Genomic DNA, 15292 nt, shown 5'->3' on the forward strand with positions numbered 1-15292 from the left:
ACCGAGCACGCGGCGGCGGGGAGCAGGAGGGCACCGGCTTGCAGCGCGCCACCACCGGTCGCCCTCTCGATCAGGGAGGGAGCGACGAACAGCACCCCGTAGTAGCCGGCGAAAACCGTCGCGCCGACGAATCCGGCGGACAGGAAACCGCGGGCACCGATCACGCGTCTCGGCACGAATCCGCCGGGTATGCGCCGCACACGCCACCACAGGCCGACGGCGGAGAGAGTCCCTGCGGCCGCCACGACGACCACCACCTCGGCGGACAGGCCGACCGAGTGCGCTTGCAGCACCGCGATCAGCGAGGCGGCGACCACCGACAGCATCGCCGCACCCAGCACGTCGAACCGCTCGGCCGCGCTGTTGGCGACATGAGTGGTGATGCGCCGGCGCGGCAGCACCGCCGGCAGGACCGGAAGCGCGAGGACGGGGATCGCCAGCACCGCCCGCCAGCCCAGCCACTCGGTCCCCGCCCCGCCCAGCAGGGTCCCGCAGGCCGACGCCGTGGCGCTGACGGCGGCGATGACTCCCAGCGCGCGGGTGCGTTCCGGGTGGGCAACGGCGGTGGCCAGGGCGAAGACGGCGATCACGGTCGCTCCCGCTCCGGCGCCGCCGACCAGCCGACCGGCGACCACGACCGGCAGACTCGGTCCCGCTCCCGCGAGCGCGGAGCCCGCGGCGAGCGCCACGACCCCGGCGACCAGCACGCGGATCGGGCCCCACCGGGCCATCAGCCCGCCCGCGATCGGCATCGCGAGCGCCGAGGTCAGCGACCACGCCGCGAGCACCCACGCCGTGGCTCCGAACGGGACTTCGAGCCCGCGGGCGATCTCCGGCAGTGCCACCGACGGTGCTCCCAGCGCCACGTACTGGGGCAGCACCAGCAACCCCAGGACCAGTCCGAGACGGCGCCCGTCCGGGACGCGGTCCGACTTGTCGCCGTCAGTCTCGTCAGGCGGCACGGTCGCCCTCCTCCCGGTAGCGTGTGACATGTAAAACCAACTAGGAATGTCACACTACGAACGGCGGTGAGACACGTCAAATGCTTGATGCGTGTTACGACACCTCGGTGGTCCAGTCGGCCGTCGACCTCGCCAACACCCTAAAACCGGTCAGGGGAGAGGACTTCCTCGAGTCCGTGGGGCAGCTCCACGACTTCCTCGACGACCACCCCGCGCTCGGGCCGGTCAAGCCTTCTGAGCCGGCCGAGCAGCACGCGGCAGGTGCCCGGTGGAGTCTCACCGAGGAGGACCTGGCGGAGGTGCGCTCGGTGCGCGAGACGGTGCGTGCCGTCCTGGAACGGGCGAGCACCGACGCGGCAGGAGCGGTGGCCCTGGTCAACGACGGTCTGCGGCGCAGCCGTGCGACCCCGGTGCTGCGCGTGGGCGACGGCGGTTGGCGGACCGAGGTCGTCTCCGGCACCGATCGCTGCTCGGCCCACCTGGCCGCGGCCATGTTCGGCGCGCTGGCCTCCGTGATCGCGACCCTGGGCCCGAACCGTCTCGGCGCGTGCGCCGGGCCGAACTGCCGCGGCACCTTCGTGGACCTCTCGCGCAACGGCTCGAAGCAGTACTGCACTCGTGCGTGCGCACACCGGGTCAGCGTCGCCGCCTACCGCAGTCGCAACAACCCGGGCTGACCGTCGCACCTGCGGACCGGGTCGGCCGGCGCAGCCGTCGAACGGTTCGACGATTCCGAAGCCGACATTGGACGATCGCAGGGGAATCCGCGATCGTTGCCGGGGAGCTGTTCTGTCCGGCGCCGTCCACCGGACAGCGTCGCATTCGTCCGCCGCCGCGACGGCATCCGGACGACTAGTGATGGGGCATCTCATGGCAATGATCACCGCACCCGGTCGTCACCGGGCAGGACCACCGCGCAAGACCCGGCCGTCGCGCCGATCGACGGCCGCCCTGGTGGTGGCGGCGTTCGCCGCCTCGCTGGGCCTGGTCGTCACCGCGTCCCCGGCCGACGCTGCCACCAGCCAGTTCCGCGGCATGAACTGGGCTGTTCTGGGCGACAACTTCAGCACCACCGCGCTCGTGGTGCAGGGGCTGAACAAGTCCGACAGCAACGCCACCGTGCGCGCCAAGGCCAACGCCGTCTACGACGACATGGCCGCCACCCTGGGGGTCAACACCGTCCGGTTGCCCGTCAACACCCACACCGTGGCCGACACGACCTGGTGGAACGCCTACCGGGGCGCTGTCGACGCCGCCACCGAACGCGGGTTCAAGGTGATCCTCGCCTACTGGGAGGACGGCGCCGCCTCCCGCGGCAGGATCACGAACATGGACGCGTGGAACGCGATGTGGTCCAGCGTGACCAACACCTACGGCTCGAACGGCAACGTCTACTTCGAGCCGATGAACGAGCCGGTCGGCTACAGCTCGGCGGAATGGCGTGACGTCGCCGCGAACTGGCTCGGCCGGCACACCTCGGCGGTGCCCTCCCGGGTGCTCGTCGGTGGCGTCGGCTACAGCCAGGACCTGCGGGACGTCTGCACCGACAGCCGCTTCGGCTCGACGCTGTTCTCCTTCCACCACTACGCCTTCTTCTACGAGGCGATGACGTACGACCAGTTCCGCGCCCACATCCAGACGCGGCTCGGCAACTGCGCCTCCCGCGCGGTCGTCACCGAGTTCGGCGCACCCATGTCCACCGGCCTCGACTACGGCGATGCGAACAGCGGTGAGAACTTCGTGCGGTACATCCGAGCCATCGCCCAGGTCATGCGCGACAACAGGATGGGCGGCACCTACTGGCCCGCCGTCGGCGGCAAACCCGGCAACATCGGCTACGACCACTACTCGATGTACGCCATGAGCGGCAGCGGGACCACCCTCGACCTGACCGTCCGCAACCCCTCCGGGGCCGAGCGGCTCCGGTACGCCTGGGGTGACAGCACGAACCCACCTGTGAGGACGTACTACCGGATCACCGCGCGGCACAGCGGCAAGGTCATGGACGTCCAGCAACCGAACACCCAGAACGGCGCACGCGTCGGTCAGTACATCTACAACGGCAACCCCTGGCAGCAATGGGAGTTCCAGGACGCCGGCAGCGGCTACTGGCGCATCGTCAGCCGGCACAGCGGCAAGTGCCTCGACGTCACCAGTGCGTCGACCGGCGACGGCACCGAACTCGTCCAGTACACCTGCGGCAGCGGCGCCAACCAGCAGTTCCAGATGGTCGCCAACGGCAACTACTTCCAGCTGCGGGCACGGCACAGCGGCAAGTGCGTCGACGTGCCGGCCGCTTCTACGGCGGACGGTGCGATCCTGAAGCAGTACTCCTGCAACACAGGCACCAACCAGCAGTGGGAACGCACGCCCGTCTGATCGTCGTGCCCGATGCGTCAGCGCAGGGGCGCGGAACACCACGGAGGTGCCCTGCCACGAGGACAACGACCTGCTGCACGCGGACCAGGACGGCGTGGTTCTGCTGCCTGGCGCGTCAGTCGGTGTAGGCGCCGGCGAGGATGTCGTCGATCAGACCGGGTCCGGTGGGCTCCCAGCCGAGCATTGCGCGGGTGGCTTCACTGGAAGCGGTCATCGTCTGCCCGAAGAAGTGCCCGACGACGCCGAAGTGCGCGTCGGCGTCGGCCGGATCGATCGATGCCGTCGGCAGGCGGAGCACCTTGCCGAGCGCTTCGGCGATCGCCTTCGTCGAGACGCTCGCCTCGGCGACGGCGTGCATGCGGGTACCGGCGGGGGCGTTCTCCAGCCCGAGCCGGATGAGGCGAGCGGCGTCGGTGACGTGCACCGCGGACCACTCGGACTCTCCTTCGCCGATGTATCCGGACACGCCCTGCTTGACGGCTGCGCTGGTCAGCCAGTTCACGAACCCCCAGTCGCCGTGTCCATGCGTGCTGGGTGCGAACCGGACGGCGATGCCGCGGACCTCAGGGGAGCCCAGCACGAGGTTCTCGGAGCCCCCGCGGTCGGAGTCCGGGCCGACCGCGGGGGATGCGTCCGATTCCAGGACAGGGCGTCCCTCGACGATCTCGGAAAGCCCGTTGGCGACGACGAACGGACCTCCCGTGCCCTCGAGGCCGCGCAGAAGGGCTTCCACGGCACGTCGCTCGGTGCGGTCGTTGCCCCGGGGGTCGGCCCAGTCGTGCTTGTTGGCCAGATGCACGACGGCCTCGGCCCCGGCAGCGCCACGCCGAAGTGCGTCGATGTCGTCGAGGTCGCCCGCCCACGGCGTGGCGCCCTTGGCCGTCAGCGTCGCGGCGGAGGCGGCCGACCGGGCCAGGCCGATGACCTCGTGACCCGTCTGGAGCAGTTCGTCGACCGTGGCCGATCCGATCCAGCCGGTGGCACCGGTGATGAAGACGCGCATGACGTGCTCTCCCTCCGCCCTGTGCGGGCGACTTCGGGCCCCGCTATTTCGGGGCACCGTGTCCTGTAACGGTAGGATGTATCGGTGCATGGTGTCTAGTAATTTGGTCGTGTGATCTGGCTCAGCGGTCGCCGGACGTCGCGGCCAGCGCTTCGGCCGCCTTGTGCGGAGCGGGCTCGTGGTTCCCGGCTGCGGCCGGAAGGTTCGCGGTGAAGCTGTTGGTCAGGATGGTGCCGACGACGCCCAATGTGCTGCCGAGTTCGCGGGCGATGGACTGCAGACTGCCGGTGACACCGACCTGCTGGGGAGGCAGGGCGGTGGAGAGTTCGGCGCTCAGACAAGGCAGGGCGAAGCCAGTCCGGATGACCACCAGCCAGACGGCACAGGCGAAGTAGGGCGCATTGGCCGCTGCCAGGTTGGTCGCCGCGACGAGGCCGACGACGAGCGCGGTCGCGACGCACGCGCATGCCGGCACCGCGCCGGATCGGACGGTGCCGCCGAAGACGACGGCACTGTCAGATTTCGCTACTCGCGGGTGCCGCCGTAGTCGCTCACCTTGCCGCGCCAGAGGGTGTGCGGTGCGGTCTCGACCGTGGAGCAGGGATCGTCCATCCGGAGCTCGATCCAGACCCTGAGTCCGAGGCGGAGATCGCCGAGGGCGAAGTCGGGGTAGGTGTGCCACCTGGCCGCGTTGGCCAGGGAGTAGTCCTGGAGCACGCGTGAGCGCTGGGACTCGTTGAGCTTGGCGAGGAACGCCTTCGCCTTCTTGACCACCGCCGAACCTGACTGGACACGCGGGTCGAGCGGTCCGATCAGAGCTGGGGTCGGCGCGGGTGGCAGTGGCGCCGACTGCGCTCCGAGGGCGTGCGCGGGAAGGGGCACAGCCAGAAGCACCAGGCCTGCGATCACCAAACCTGCTGGTCGACGCCATCGAGAACCCCTGTGAGGCATCTTGTCCGTCCTTTGCTGCATGTGACGTCAGCTTCGGGTTTCGGTACACGTTGCCCTGCAATGTAAGGTCCGTGTGCTGTACGGCCGTTGAGGAGCGAAGATGAGCAGCGAGCACGGCAAGGTCGGGCGCCCGCGCAGTGAGCAGGCTCGCGCGGCGATCCTGCACGCGGTCGACGACCTCGTTGTCGAGCTCGGGTACAGTGCCGTCACGCTCAAGGGCATCGCCGAGCGGGCCGGGGTCTCGCGGCAGACCGTCTACCGCTGGTGGTCGACGAAGGCGGAGATCCTGCTGGAGGCGAGCGCGACCGATGCCCGCCAGGAGCTGGAAGTGCCGCACCGGCAGGACCCGGTGGACGACCTCACCGCCTACCTCGACGCGCTGATCGTCTTCCTCACCACCTCGGACGCCGGGCGTGCCTACCGGGCCCTCGTCGGGGAGGCCCAGCACGACGCGACGGTCGGTGAGCTGTTGCGCGGCAACGACCCCATCGGGGACAGCGCCGCCGTCGTCCTCGAACGGGCGCTGCCGGCAGGATCTCTGTCGCTCTCGATGCCGCAGGCGACCGCGAGGCTCGTCGGACCGGCGTTCTTCTGGGTCGTCAGCGGACGAGATCCAGGCGCACTCGATCCGCGTGAGCTGGCGATCGACTTCATCCGGCAGGCGACGCACAGCGCTGCCGAGGCTTCATCCCCGACGACGCGGGCCGACGGGTCGCGCAGGTGCAACTCCGGGCGGGAGGATGACGAGCTCCCGCCGACAGCGGAGGCGCTCATGCCCTGCCGCAGGGCTTGCAGTTGGGGTGGGCGCAGGACTACAGCATGAACGGCGGGACCGCGGAGGCGAAGACGATGCTGTGCAGTCGCTCGTTGTCGTGCTCGGTGACGTAGCGGGCGACCTCGCCGCTCCCTGAAGATGAACGGGCCAGTGCCTCGACTGCCCATTCGTTCCGGATGCGTCCGCTGGGCTTCGGCTAAGCGTGCCTGGCCGCGAGTTCCTGCAGAACCGCGAGTGCCTCGTCGGCGTGAGCGTTGAACCCCAGCTCGCTCTTGACCACTTCGAGGATCACACGGTCGGTGTCGATGACGAATGTGCGTCTCCTGGCGTGCAGAAGACCGAACCGGCGCCACGCTCCGTACTGTTTCGCAACCGCGCCGTCCAGATCGGACAGCAGCGGGTAGCCGAAGCCGTGGGTGGTGGAGAACCGGTGCTGCGCCCCGGTGGCGTCGGGACTGATCCCGATCCGGTGTGCGCCGACGTCGGCGAACTCCTTCGCCAGGTCGCGGAAGTGGCAGCTCTCGGCCGTGCAACCGCCGGACATCGCGGCCGGGTAGAAGAACAGGACGACCGGGCCGGTGGCCAGGAAGTCTGACAGCGTGCGCGGTACGCCGGCGTCGTCAGGAAGCGTGAAGTCCGGCGCGATGTCTCCTTGCTTCATGCGAGGGGTTCGGAGTCGTGCGCGGCGCGGATTGGTCCTGCGGAGAAAGGGTGCGGCCCCGAGGCTTACTCGATGGTCTCGTCGATTCTGAGACTGCACCGGAGAGGTGACGGCCGTTCGGAGCACTGCCCTGTGGACAGTGGTGCCTTGCGCCACCCGTCGGCGCAAATCGACATGACGTGCGCCTCAGTGATCCGAGTGAGTGTCGGCTCCGCACAGAGGGTGGGCAGGTGACGAACGAGGAGCTCGATGCTGGAGCGAGCCAGGCCTAGTTGAGCTAGCCCGGGTCGGAGCCTGGCCGGGCACGGGGACGTGCTGCCGCGCGCGGGTCGTTCGCGGTCGTGCACCAGCCCGTTCACGTGCCGTGGGAGCGTGCCGCTATGGCACGTCAGCCGTCGTCGGTACCGGTGAACCCGTCGAGCATGAGCTGTTCTGCGGGAGCCGGCGGACCGTGAGGGTGGGTGAGGTCGCGCAGAAAGCCGTTGTCGCGGGTGAATCGGTGGACCTTGATCCGTGCGGCGATGTCGTCGGGGATGTCGTTGTCGATGATGATGAGCTGGTAGGGGCGCTGTCAGGACTGCGGGATCACGCCGTCGTCGCGTTGCTGCATCAAGTCCAGGAACCTCCGGTAGACCCGGTACGACAGGGCCTTATCGAGCTCGTTGGCGCCGTAGTTCTTCTGCGGCGAGTCGACCATGAGCAGTGACGGCAGGGCGTTTTGCAGCGTGTAGTTGAGCAGGGTGAGGCTGTAGGCGATGCTCAGCGCGGCGCGGGCACCCCCGCCGCGCTGACTGAAGCGCTGGTCGTCGACCCGGGGCCGCATGGTGTCGCGGTCGATGCGGGCCAGGCCCGTCGCGTTGGGCAGCTCGATGCCGCCGACGATGCGGCGGAACAAGTTGTTGACCGGGTCGAGGACGTCATCGAGGTTCATTGGCGCGTCACACCTCCTCAACCTTGATCAAATAGTCGCCCAGTAATTGACATGGAAGCTCGAAGGCGCCTGAAGCAGCAGACGCCTTCACGCTGGTCGCTTGACATGTCGATGCACTTGAAAGACCGGTGCATCGACATGTCAAGCGCTGCTCATCGACTCCCGCACCACCGTGCCGCGTTCGGCCGGTCTGTCGGTCTCCCCGGACATCGTCGATGCCCTGCGCAATCGGCCCGCCCTGGGCAGCCATCCCGGCGACGTCGTCACCATCACCCGCCTGGCCGCGTCCGGACCCGTTGTGCGCGGTGCGGTCCGGATCACCGCGTCCACCACCGCGGCCCCGGCGCACGTCCGTCAGACGTGACTAATCCTCGCCCTCGCCGGGGCTGCGGTCCTCGTTCTCGCCGCGCTGCTCGGGGCCGCGATCTCCCGCCGGGGCACCCGCCCTCTGCGTGCACTGGAACACGCCACGTCGCCTTCGCCGACGGTGTGCTGTCCCACCTGCTCGCCGCCCAGAACTCGTTCGCCGCCGAAGCCTCCGACCAGGTGGAGACACCACTGACCGCGCTGCGGCTGCGCCTGGAGAATATGGAACCCCGGACGCGCACCACGACCTCGACGACACCCTCGGCGAGATTGACCGGCTCGACCGCCTGGTGCACGGCCTGCTCGCGTCGGCGCGCCTGGAAAACAGCGCGACCAAGTCCCGCTCGGTCGACGTCGACGCAGTCCTCGCCGAACGCGCCGAGACCTGAACAGCAGGTGGGCGAACATTCGCGAGCTCAGGTCACGCGTTGGCCCAGGACGAAGCAGCAGGGCACCTTCGGTGGCCACATACCGACGTCCAGCACTCCGGTGACACACGCCTTGGACACCAGCTCCACCCGGTTGACCGCGTTGAAGCGCCGCTGCATGCCCTTGACGTGGTAGTCGACCGCCTGCCTGCTGAGGTGCAGGCGATCGGCTATCCGCACGCTGGAGAGACCCGTCGCGACGGCTTCCAGGATCATCGAGTCGAGCCGGGACAGGCGGTGATGCGGCCGGAGGCCTGCGCTTTCCGCGGTGCGGCATCTCGCGCAGTCCACCAGGTCCCCGGCGCCGGCGACCTCGGCCGGTCCGAGGCCGCTGAACGCCGCGTTCTCGGCGTTCACCTCTTCATTTCTCTGCACGCGGGTGCGGAGAACGTCGAACCAGTTCGGCCCGTCGCCCCTCCGACAGACCGGGCCTCTCCCACCCGCTGGTCGTGGCGGCGATCGTGTCGGCCGGGGCGGCCGGGCCGGGCGTGGTGGTGCCGAGGCCGATGCCGGCATTGGCGACCAGGGTCGCGACGAGCGCGACCTGCCGCGGCATTCGCCTGTCACGTGGTCCGACGTCGATCGCGCTGTTCACGTCCCCGTTCCCGGTGCTAGTGGTGTCCATGCGGCAATCATGTGGAATCGCGATCCCTGCGCGTTCCGTTTGCGATACCTCCCCGCGGGAATCAGAGGGGAGACGCGCGTCGCGTCGGCCTGGACGAGGAGCCGCCCCGGCTCGCGGACGTGCGACGGGCGGCCGGTACGCCCTCCGGCGTGGTCGTCGCTGAGGATCTTCCGCAGCCACAGCGCGTGGACGCGTACGGTGCGGCGCGTGAGGCCCGAGCCGCCACCGTCCCACAGTCCTTCGGAGAGATCTTCCACGGACACACATTCGTTCGCCCTGACGAGCAACGCGGTGAGGAAGGTCTGCAGTTTGCCCGAGGTGAGCCGGATCGGGCTCCTGTGCCGTTCAATGAGAAGCGGCTCCAGAATTCCGAATCTCAAAGCTGAAGGCGCTGTCTCCTGCTGAGGTGTGGCGCAATCCAGGTCGAGAACAGCCGTGAAGTCTTCGCGCGCTGGGCGACGTGGCCGCTCCGGCTCTCGTCACGAACCTGGACCTGCTCCACGTGAAGTGGTGTCCACGAGGGCACGGCCCCGCGTCCCGGTACAGGGAACCCGTGACTTGCCCGGCTGGCGATCCGTCGCCGGCCGCGAAAGTCGAGCATCATGCCACCTCAGATGAGGTCTCCTGGAGCCGAGAACGCTCGCCTAACTCCTAGCCGAGGGGACACGGGACCGGCGGCAACGATCAAGGATTGGTGGTCAACCTGCGATGAAATCGATCGCTCGCGAAGAGGCGTCGGATGTAGTGGAGCGCGCAGGCTCGTTGTTCGGCCGAGTCTGTCGCAAGTGGACGGTGCTGACCATGCGGGTGTTCGGCGAGGTCGTCGGGGAGGTCCGCTTCACCGAGCTTCGGCGGCGCCTGCCTGGGATCTCCCAGAAGATGCTGTCCGCGACACTCCGTTCCCTGGTGGTCGACGGGCTGATCTTCCGCCGGGTCGAGGACGCGGTGCCGCCGCAGGTGTTCTACCGGCTCACTGACCTTGGGCGATCCCTCAAGGACCCCCTGACTGCCCTGTGGGACTGGGCCGACGACAACGCGCTCGAGGTCGAGGCGAACCAGTCGGAGCGGCAGACCGCAGGCGGGCGCCCCGGTCACGTTCGTGCCGGCTCGCGGCGGTCCGCGGAGTACTCCCTCAGCAACGTCCGGAACATCGCGGAGTCGATGTACCTGGACGGAGACTGACTTCCAGGGCGACTACTCGAGCCCGTCGGCGAGGACGTCAACGCTGCGGTGGGCGGGGCCATGGCAGGGGCCGGTCGGTCGTCTGCGCGTGATCAACGGCGTGAGCGTTCGTTCGTCACCCGAGCGCCGGTTCGCATGTTCGCTTCCTGGTCTGGTGAGGAGTCCGGTGATTCTGCGGCAAAAAGTCTCGGTCGAGGGTTCGGATCCTTCGGGATCGGCTGGCGTGCGCCGAGCGCCGTTGATGTGGTCTCAGGAGAAGTACTGGTACTCGTACCACCTTCCGCTGCCCGACCTCGACAGCGCGAAGTGCGAGATGATCCTGCCGATTCCCGGTGCGGGGGTGGAAGTTGAGGTCGTGCTGGCGGCTGTTCGGAAGCTCGTCTCCCGTCACGAGGCGCTGCGCACCCTCTACCCTCTGGACCGAGACGGCATTCCCTACCAGATGGTGCTCGATCGCTCTGAGGATCTGCTGTTCCTCCGCTGGGAGGGCGATGATCCGGAGGATGTCGAGGCGATCTTTCACGAGCTCTTCTCGTTGCCCATGGATCCGGCCGTGGATCTTCCTCTGTGCGCCGGTGTCGCGGTCAAGGGCGGTCTCGCGACGGTGCTCGTCCTGATCTTCAACCACATCTCGGTGGACGGGGCCAGCATACCGGTGCTCCGGGCGGATCTGGAAAAGCACTTGGGACTCCCCGGAGGTGAGGAAGCTGCCGCGACGGGTGTGCGGCCGATGGGGATCCAGCCGCTCGAGCTCGCGCGGCACCAGAGGTCTGGGGTGCACGACTCGATGCATCGCAGAGCGTTGCGGCACTGCGGCGACGTTCTGGATTCCGCGCCAGCGGCCCAGTTTCCGCGCTTCCGGCCGTTCGTGGTCCGAGATGGCGAGGAAAACGTCAGTGAGCGTTACCGGCGGGTCACCCTCCATTCTCCACAGCTCTTCTCGGCTCTGCGGGAGATGTGCCGGAAGCGCGACTTCACCCTTTCCTCGCGGATCTCTGCGGTCTTCGCGGTCGCCGTTGCCGCCCTGTCCGGAAACCCCGGCGCTGTGATGAGGATGAACTTCTCGAACCGGTTCGAGGAGGTTCTGGACTCCGTCGGCTGCTTCTTTCAGGAAGCTCTGGTGCCGGTAGGTGTGGATCCTGACGCCACGATCGCCGAACTGGTGTTGCAGAGTCGCAAGAGCATCTTCGAAGGAGTCAGGCACGCGCAGTACTCCTATCTGGAGTTTCGGGACCGCAAAGCGCAGGTCGAGCTGAGGCGTGGTGCGCCGATCCGGCTGGGAGTCATCCTCAACTGCGGTGACCGGTTTGAGGAGTCGTTGCAGGCCGGGGACGTGCCAGCCGGACCTTTGCCAGGCAGCACCATGAAAAGGCTCGACTGTCGTTGGCGCGACGACGAGACCGACCTCTGCCTCAGGGCCTATCCGATGAACGGCGACGTGGTCCTGGATCTGGTCGCGCACAAGAGCGTGATCGAGGAGGAGCAGATCGACCGATTGCTGAATGGGATGGAGCAGTTCCTCATCGCCTGGGCGAACGACGCGGAGCTGGCGAATGCGACCGTCTCGGATGTGGTCGCGCGGTTCGGGCTGCCGACCTTCCGGCGCAGCGAAAAGTGGGCATACGTCGATCACAGCTGGGTGGACACGGCGAAACTGGAGCGAGTCATCGGTTCGGTCGAGGGTGTCGAGTCAGCTCGTGTCACCGTCGAGGAGCGTCCTCTGCGGGGAGGGACGCTCCTCGCTCGGCTCGCCGGGCGGTCGCACGTCCAGGCGGAAGTCCGGGCGCGCGTCCTGGCTGCCCTGCGCGTGGAGAAGGACCTCATGTGCCCGCACGAGTTCGTGTGGCTCGACGCCCCAGCGGCCGTGCAGTCGGCCGCGCTCGCCGCGGGCGCGATGGTGACGGATGTGCGCGGACTGGACACAAGTGCGCGCAACGAGGCGTTGGTGAGAGCTCTGCGGGGCGCTCTGGGCGACAGCGTGATCGATCTGGAGTCTTCGTACGTCGGCCAGGGCGGCCGTGCCGTGCTGGCCCCCGCAGCGGTGAAACGGTTGGCGCAGCAGGGTTATGAGGGTCCCACGCCAGACGACCTGTTGGGGCCCTGGCCTTTGCGCGTGGTGGCCGGGCTCTGCCTCCCGGTCCGCACCCCGGTCGTCGGTTGAGCGACGCCGCGTTGCGGTACCGCTCGCTCTCGGAGCCACGCGCGAATTCGGCGACGGTGCGAATGATCGCAGCTCGAAGTCGGTAACCCGCGTGTTAGTACCTGTTTCGGAAGTGCCTTCTTCCGCAGAGTACTTCGTTGGCATAGCTTCGTGTTGCAGACAGATCAAGTCGATTCCGATTTGACGTGGTTGTGCGGAGGAATGTCCTGTGTGTAACGTCCTTGGAAATCGCACGTTATGGTGAGCGGCGGACCGCGACATCGAATGCCGGCCGTTGTCACGATTGTGGCTTTGACCATCTCGGTGTTGTTGTCACCGGATTTCTCACCGGCCTTTGCCGAGGCGGGCGGGACAACCGTCGGCGACCGTCGGTCGGAGTTGGTCGGACACGGTTATCGCGCCGAGATCCGGCGGACGAGCTACGGGATCCCGCACGTTCTGGCGGCCGATCTCGGAAGCGTGGCGTTCGGGCAGGGCTGGGCTTATGCCGAAGACCGGTTGTGCGACCTGGCGGACCAGGTCGTCAAGGTCCGGGGCGAGCGCTCGCGGTGGCTGGGAGCCGGTCCGGGAGACCAGTACCTGGCCTCCGACGTCGGCTACCGGGCGATCGGCCTGGTGGAGATGGCGAGGCAGGCGCTGCCGACGCTCACCCGCGATTCCCGGTCCATGATCGAGGGCTACGCCGCCGGGTTCAACCAGTACCTCGCCGGCGTCGGGCCACGAGGTGTCCGCGGCTGGTGCGCGGGACAGCCCTGGGTTGGACCGGTGTCGCCGGTCGACCTCCTGGCCTATCAACAAGATCTCGCCCTGGTCTCGAGCGGGAGGGTGGTGCTTCCGTCGATCGCCATGGCGCAGCCGGCGGGCGCCGGGGTGAAGGCGGATCTGCGGGTTCCGGCCACGTCCGTGGCTGACGCGGTCCGTTCGCTGTTCGCCGACCGGAACACCACCGCGGCGCTCGGGAGCAACGGCTGGGCCATCGGCGGTCAGCGCTCCGCGAGCGGCGGCGGAGCGCTGCTGGCCAACCCGCACTTCCCGTGGCAGGGAGAGTTGAAGCTCTGGGAGAGCCACCTGACGGTTCCCGGGGTGCTCGACGTCTACGGCGCCGCGGTCGGCGGCCTGCCCGGGGTGCAGATCGGGTTCAACCAGAAGGTGGCGTGGACCCACACGGTCGCCCAGGGACCCAGGTTCACGTTCGCGCGGTACCGGTTGGTGCCCGGACAGCCCACCAGCTACTACATCGGCGACCGCGTCCTGCGCATGCGGGCCAAGACGGTCACCGTGCCGGTGAAAGGCGCTGACGGCCGGCTGGGCGAGGTGATCAGGACGACGTGGTTCGGTGAGCACGGGCCGGTCGTGGACCTGTCGTCGATCGATCCGAGCTTCGGCTGGACCCTGACGAGTGCGATCGAGTTCCGGGACGCGAACGCCGGAAATTTCCGGCTGCTCGACTTCTGGCTGGCCATGGCCAGGTCCGGCAGCGTCGCCGAGGTGGCCGCGCAGAATGCCAGGTTTGGCACGCCGTGGTTGAACACGCTGGCGGCGGACAGTGCGGGCACGACCTGGTTCGGCGACGCGGCGAGCACCCCGAACCTGACCCCCGAGGCGACCGCGGCCTGGCTGGCGAGCCCGATCGGGCTCTTGGACGGCAGCGACCCGCGCCACGGCTGGCGAGAGGAACCTGGTGCTCCCGCGCCCGGCCTGCTGCCGGCGTCGCGGTGGCCACAGCTCACTCGCGAGGACTACGTCTTCAACGCGAACAACAGTCCGTGGATCGCGAACCCGCGGCAGCCGATCGAGAATTTCCCTCCGCAGCTGGGCAGGCAGCGCTCCGTCCTCTCCGCGCGTGCCAGGCTCAACGCCTTGCGGCTCGAGGATCCCGGGTGGTCTCAGCGGTTCACCCTCGACGGACTGACGTCCGCGGTCCTGTCCGACGAGAGTCTGAGCGCGCTGTCGCTTCTGGAGCCGGTGCGCCGGCTATGCGATCTGCACGCGGGATCCGCCGAAGCCGGCTGGGTCGACGCGGTCAAGGCATGCGCGGTGCTGGACGACTGGGACGGGCGGTTCCGGGTGGACAGCCGGGGTGCCGTGCTGTGGCGCGAGGTGATGTCGAAGGTGCTAGCCCTGCACCCAGACGCACTGGACGCCGCAGGCCCGTTGTTCTCGTCCGCGTTCGACCCGGACGAACCGGTGCACACCCCAGGCTCTCCTCGGCCCGATCCGGCAGTGCTGGGGCCAGCGCTCGACGGTGCCGCGCGGACGCTGGAAGCGGCGGGCTTCCCGTTGGACGTCCCGCTGGGCATGGTGCAGCACAGCGTCAAGGGAGGTCGTGACTTCCCCGTGCCGGGTGCACCCGACGCCCTCGGTGCCCTCGACGTCGTCGAGTACAGCCCGATGCCCGCGACCACGCTGGAACCGGTTGTTCCAGGGGATCGCGTGCTGTCCGCCGATGGATATCCGGTAAACACCGGTACGAGCATGCTGCTCGCAGTGCAGTTCACCGGGAGTGGTCCGCGTGCGAAGGGTCTACTCACGTTCTCCCAGTCCGATGATCCGGCGTCACCGAATTTCGCGGACCAGCAGGTCTTGTTCGCGCAGGGCAAGGTTCGGAATTGTCTGTACACCCAGGCCGAGATACTGACTGATCCTCAACTGCGGACGACCACTGTTCGCGGTGCCTAGATCACGCCTTTTCGTCGCGTCATGTTTCTGTGAAGAGTGTCGAAGTTGGCTTGAGCATTTATTAGCGCGGATGAAGGGTTTTCTCTTCTTGTGCTCCGCGTCTCGGAGAAAGTGCAAGCGGACTCATCACTCTTTTCGGAGGCGGCAGCTTCCGGCAGGCGGGTGGGGCTGCCCGAACACTCGTGCCGT

Annotated in this window: 15 protein-coding genes; 7 read left to right on the forward strand and 8 right to left on the reverse strand. The window is 68.2% G+C overall.

The window, feature by feature from the left end; all coding sequences use genetic code 11:
* Positions 1–962: MFS transporter (locus tag ACFWGZ_RS00620; RefSeq protein ID WP_382449311.1), on the reverse strand; the 962-nt coding region annotated here is incomplete at its 3' end.
* Between the two features lie 80 nt (positions 963–1042).
* On the opposite strand from ACFWGZ_RS00620, the gene ACFWGZ_RS00625 reads away from it, so the two are divergent.
* Together ACFWGZ_RS00625 and ACFWGZ_RS00630 are read left to right on the forward strand one after the other, a co-directional pair.
* Complete coding sequence (locus tag ACFWGZ_RS00625; RefSeq protein WP_382449312.1) at positions 1043–1639, forward strand: CGNR zinc finger domain-containing protein; 597 nt, start codon at positions 1043–1045, stop codon at positions 1637–1639.
* A gap of 193 nt (positions 1640–1832) precedes the next feature.
* On the forward strand, positions 1833–3341 hold the full coding sequence (locus ACFWGZ_RS00630) for an RICIN domain-containing protein (protein WP_382449313.1): 1509 nt from the start codon (positions 1833–1835) through the stop codon (positions 3339–3341).
* 115 nt (positions 3342–3456) lie between these two features.
* Here ACFWGZ_RS00630 and ACFWGZ_RS00635 read toward each other — a convergent pair whose 3' ends face one another.
* The 3 genes from ACFWGZ_RS00635 to ACFWGZ_RS00645 form a co-directional block, all read right to left on the reverse strand.
* On the reverse strand, positions 3457–4344 hold the full coding sequence (locus tag ACFWGZ_RS00635; RefSeq protein ID WP_382449314.1) for an NAD-dependent epimerase/dehydratase family protein: 888 nt from the start codon (positions 4342–4344) through the stop codon (positions 3457–3459).
* A 121-nt stretch (positions 4345–4465) separates the two neighbouring features.
* Positions 4466–4819, reverse strand: coding sequence for a hypothetical protein (locus tag ACFWGZ_RS00640; RefSeq protein ID WP_382449315.1), 354 nt, complete (start codon positions 4817–4819; stop codon positions 4466–4468).
* A 50-nt stretch (positions 4820–4869) separates the two neighbouring features.
* On the reverse strand, positions 4870–5118 hold the full coding sequence (locus ACFWGZ_RS00645) for a hypothetical protein (protein ID WP_382449316.1): 249 nt from the start codon (positions 5116–5118) through the stop codon (positions 4870–4872).
* 277 nt (positions 5119–5395) lie between these two features.
* On the opposite strand from ACFWGZ_RS00645, the gene ACFWGZ_RS00650 reads away from it, so the two are divergent.
* Positions 5396–6118: a TetR/AcrR family transcriptional regulator gene (locus ACFWGZ_RS00650; RefSeq protein WP_382449317.1), complete on the forward strand. Its 723-nt coding sequence runs from the start codon at positions 5396–5398 to the stop codon at positions 6116–6118.
* Between the two features lie 148 nt (positions 6119–6266).
* Here the strand turns inward: ACFWGZ_RS00650 and ACFWGZ_RS00655 are convergent, their stop codons facing one another.
* Together ACFWGZ_RS00655 and ACFWGZ_RS00660 are read right to left on the reverse strand one after the other, a co-directional pair.
* Positions 6267–6731 carry a peroxiredoxin gene (locus ACFWGZ_RS00655; RefSeq protein ID WP_382449318.1) on the reverse strand — a complete coding sequence of 155 codons (465 nt, stop codon included), beginning with the start codon at positions 6729–6731 and terminating at the stop codon, positions 6267–6269.
* A 571-nt stretch (positions 6732–7302) separates the two neighbouring features.
* Entirely contained in the window at positions 7303–7662 is a 360-nt protein-coding gene (locus ACFWGZ_RS00660) for a hypothetical protein (RefSeq protein WP_382449319.1), read from the reverse strand.
* A gap of 172 nt (positions 7663–7834) precedes the next feature.
* Between ACFWGZ_RS00660 and ACFWGZ_RS00665 the strand changes: the two genes are divergently transcribed.
* On the forward strand, positions 7835–8026 hold the full coding sequence (locus ACFWGZ_RS00665; RefSeq protein ID WP_382449320.1) for a hypothetical protein: 192 nt from the start codon (positions 7835–7837) through the stop codon (positions 8024–8026).
* A gap of 418 nt (positions 8027–8444) precedes the next feature.
* Here the strand turns inward: ACFWGZ_RS00665 and ACFWGZ_RS00670 are convergent, their stop codons facing one another.
* Positions 8445–8813 (reverse strand): LuxR C-terminal-related transcriptional regulator, encoded by a 369-nt coding sequence (locus tag ACFWGZ_RS00670; protein ID WP_382449321.1) that lies wholly within the window; start codon positions 8811–8813, stop codon positions 8445–8447.
* Positions 8814–8817: 4 nt separating this feature from the next.
* Positions 8818–9081, reverse strand: coding sequence for a hypothetical protein (locus tag ACFWGZ_RS00675; RefSeq protein ID WP_382449322.1), 264 nt, complete (start codon positions 9079–9081; stop codon positions 8818–8820).
* A gap of 801 nt (positions 9082–9882) precedes the next feature.
* Between ACFWGZ_RS00675 and ACFWGZ_RS00680 the strand changes: the two genes are divergently transcribed.
* From ACFWGZ_RS00680 to ACFWGZ_RS00690, 3 genes are all read left to right on the forward strand, one after another.
* Complete coding sequence (locus ACFWGZ_RS00680; protein WP_382449323.1) at positions 9883–10263, forward strand: winged helix-turn-helix transcriptional regulator; 381 nt, start codon at positions 9883–9885, stop codon at positions 10261–10263.
* A 166-nt stretch (positions 10264–10429) separates the two neighbouring features.
* Positions 10430–12424 (forward strand): condensation domain-containing protein, encoded by a 1995-nt coding sequence (locus ACFWGZ_RS00685; RefSeq protein WP_382449324.1) that lies wholly within the window; start codon positions 10430–10432, stop codon positions 12422–12424.
* A gap of 378 nt (positions 12425–12802) precedes the next feature.
* Positions 12803–15103: a penicillin acylase family protein gene (locus tag ACFWGZ_RS00690; RefSeq protein WP_382449325.1), complete on the forward strand. Its 2301-nt coding sequence runs from the start codon at positions 12803–12805 to the stop codon at positions 15101–15103.
* The last annotated feature ends 189 nt before the right edge of the window (positions 15104–15292 follow it).

The organism is Lentzea sp. NPDC060358 (assembly GCF_042725365.1).
Classification (GTDB): domain Bacteria; phylum Actinomycetota; class Actinomycetes; order Mycobacteriales; family Pseudonocardiaceae; genus Lentzea.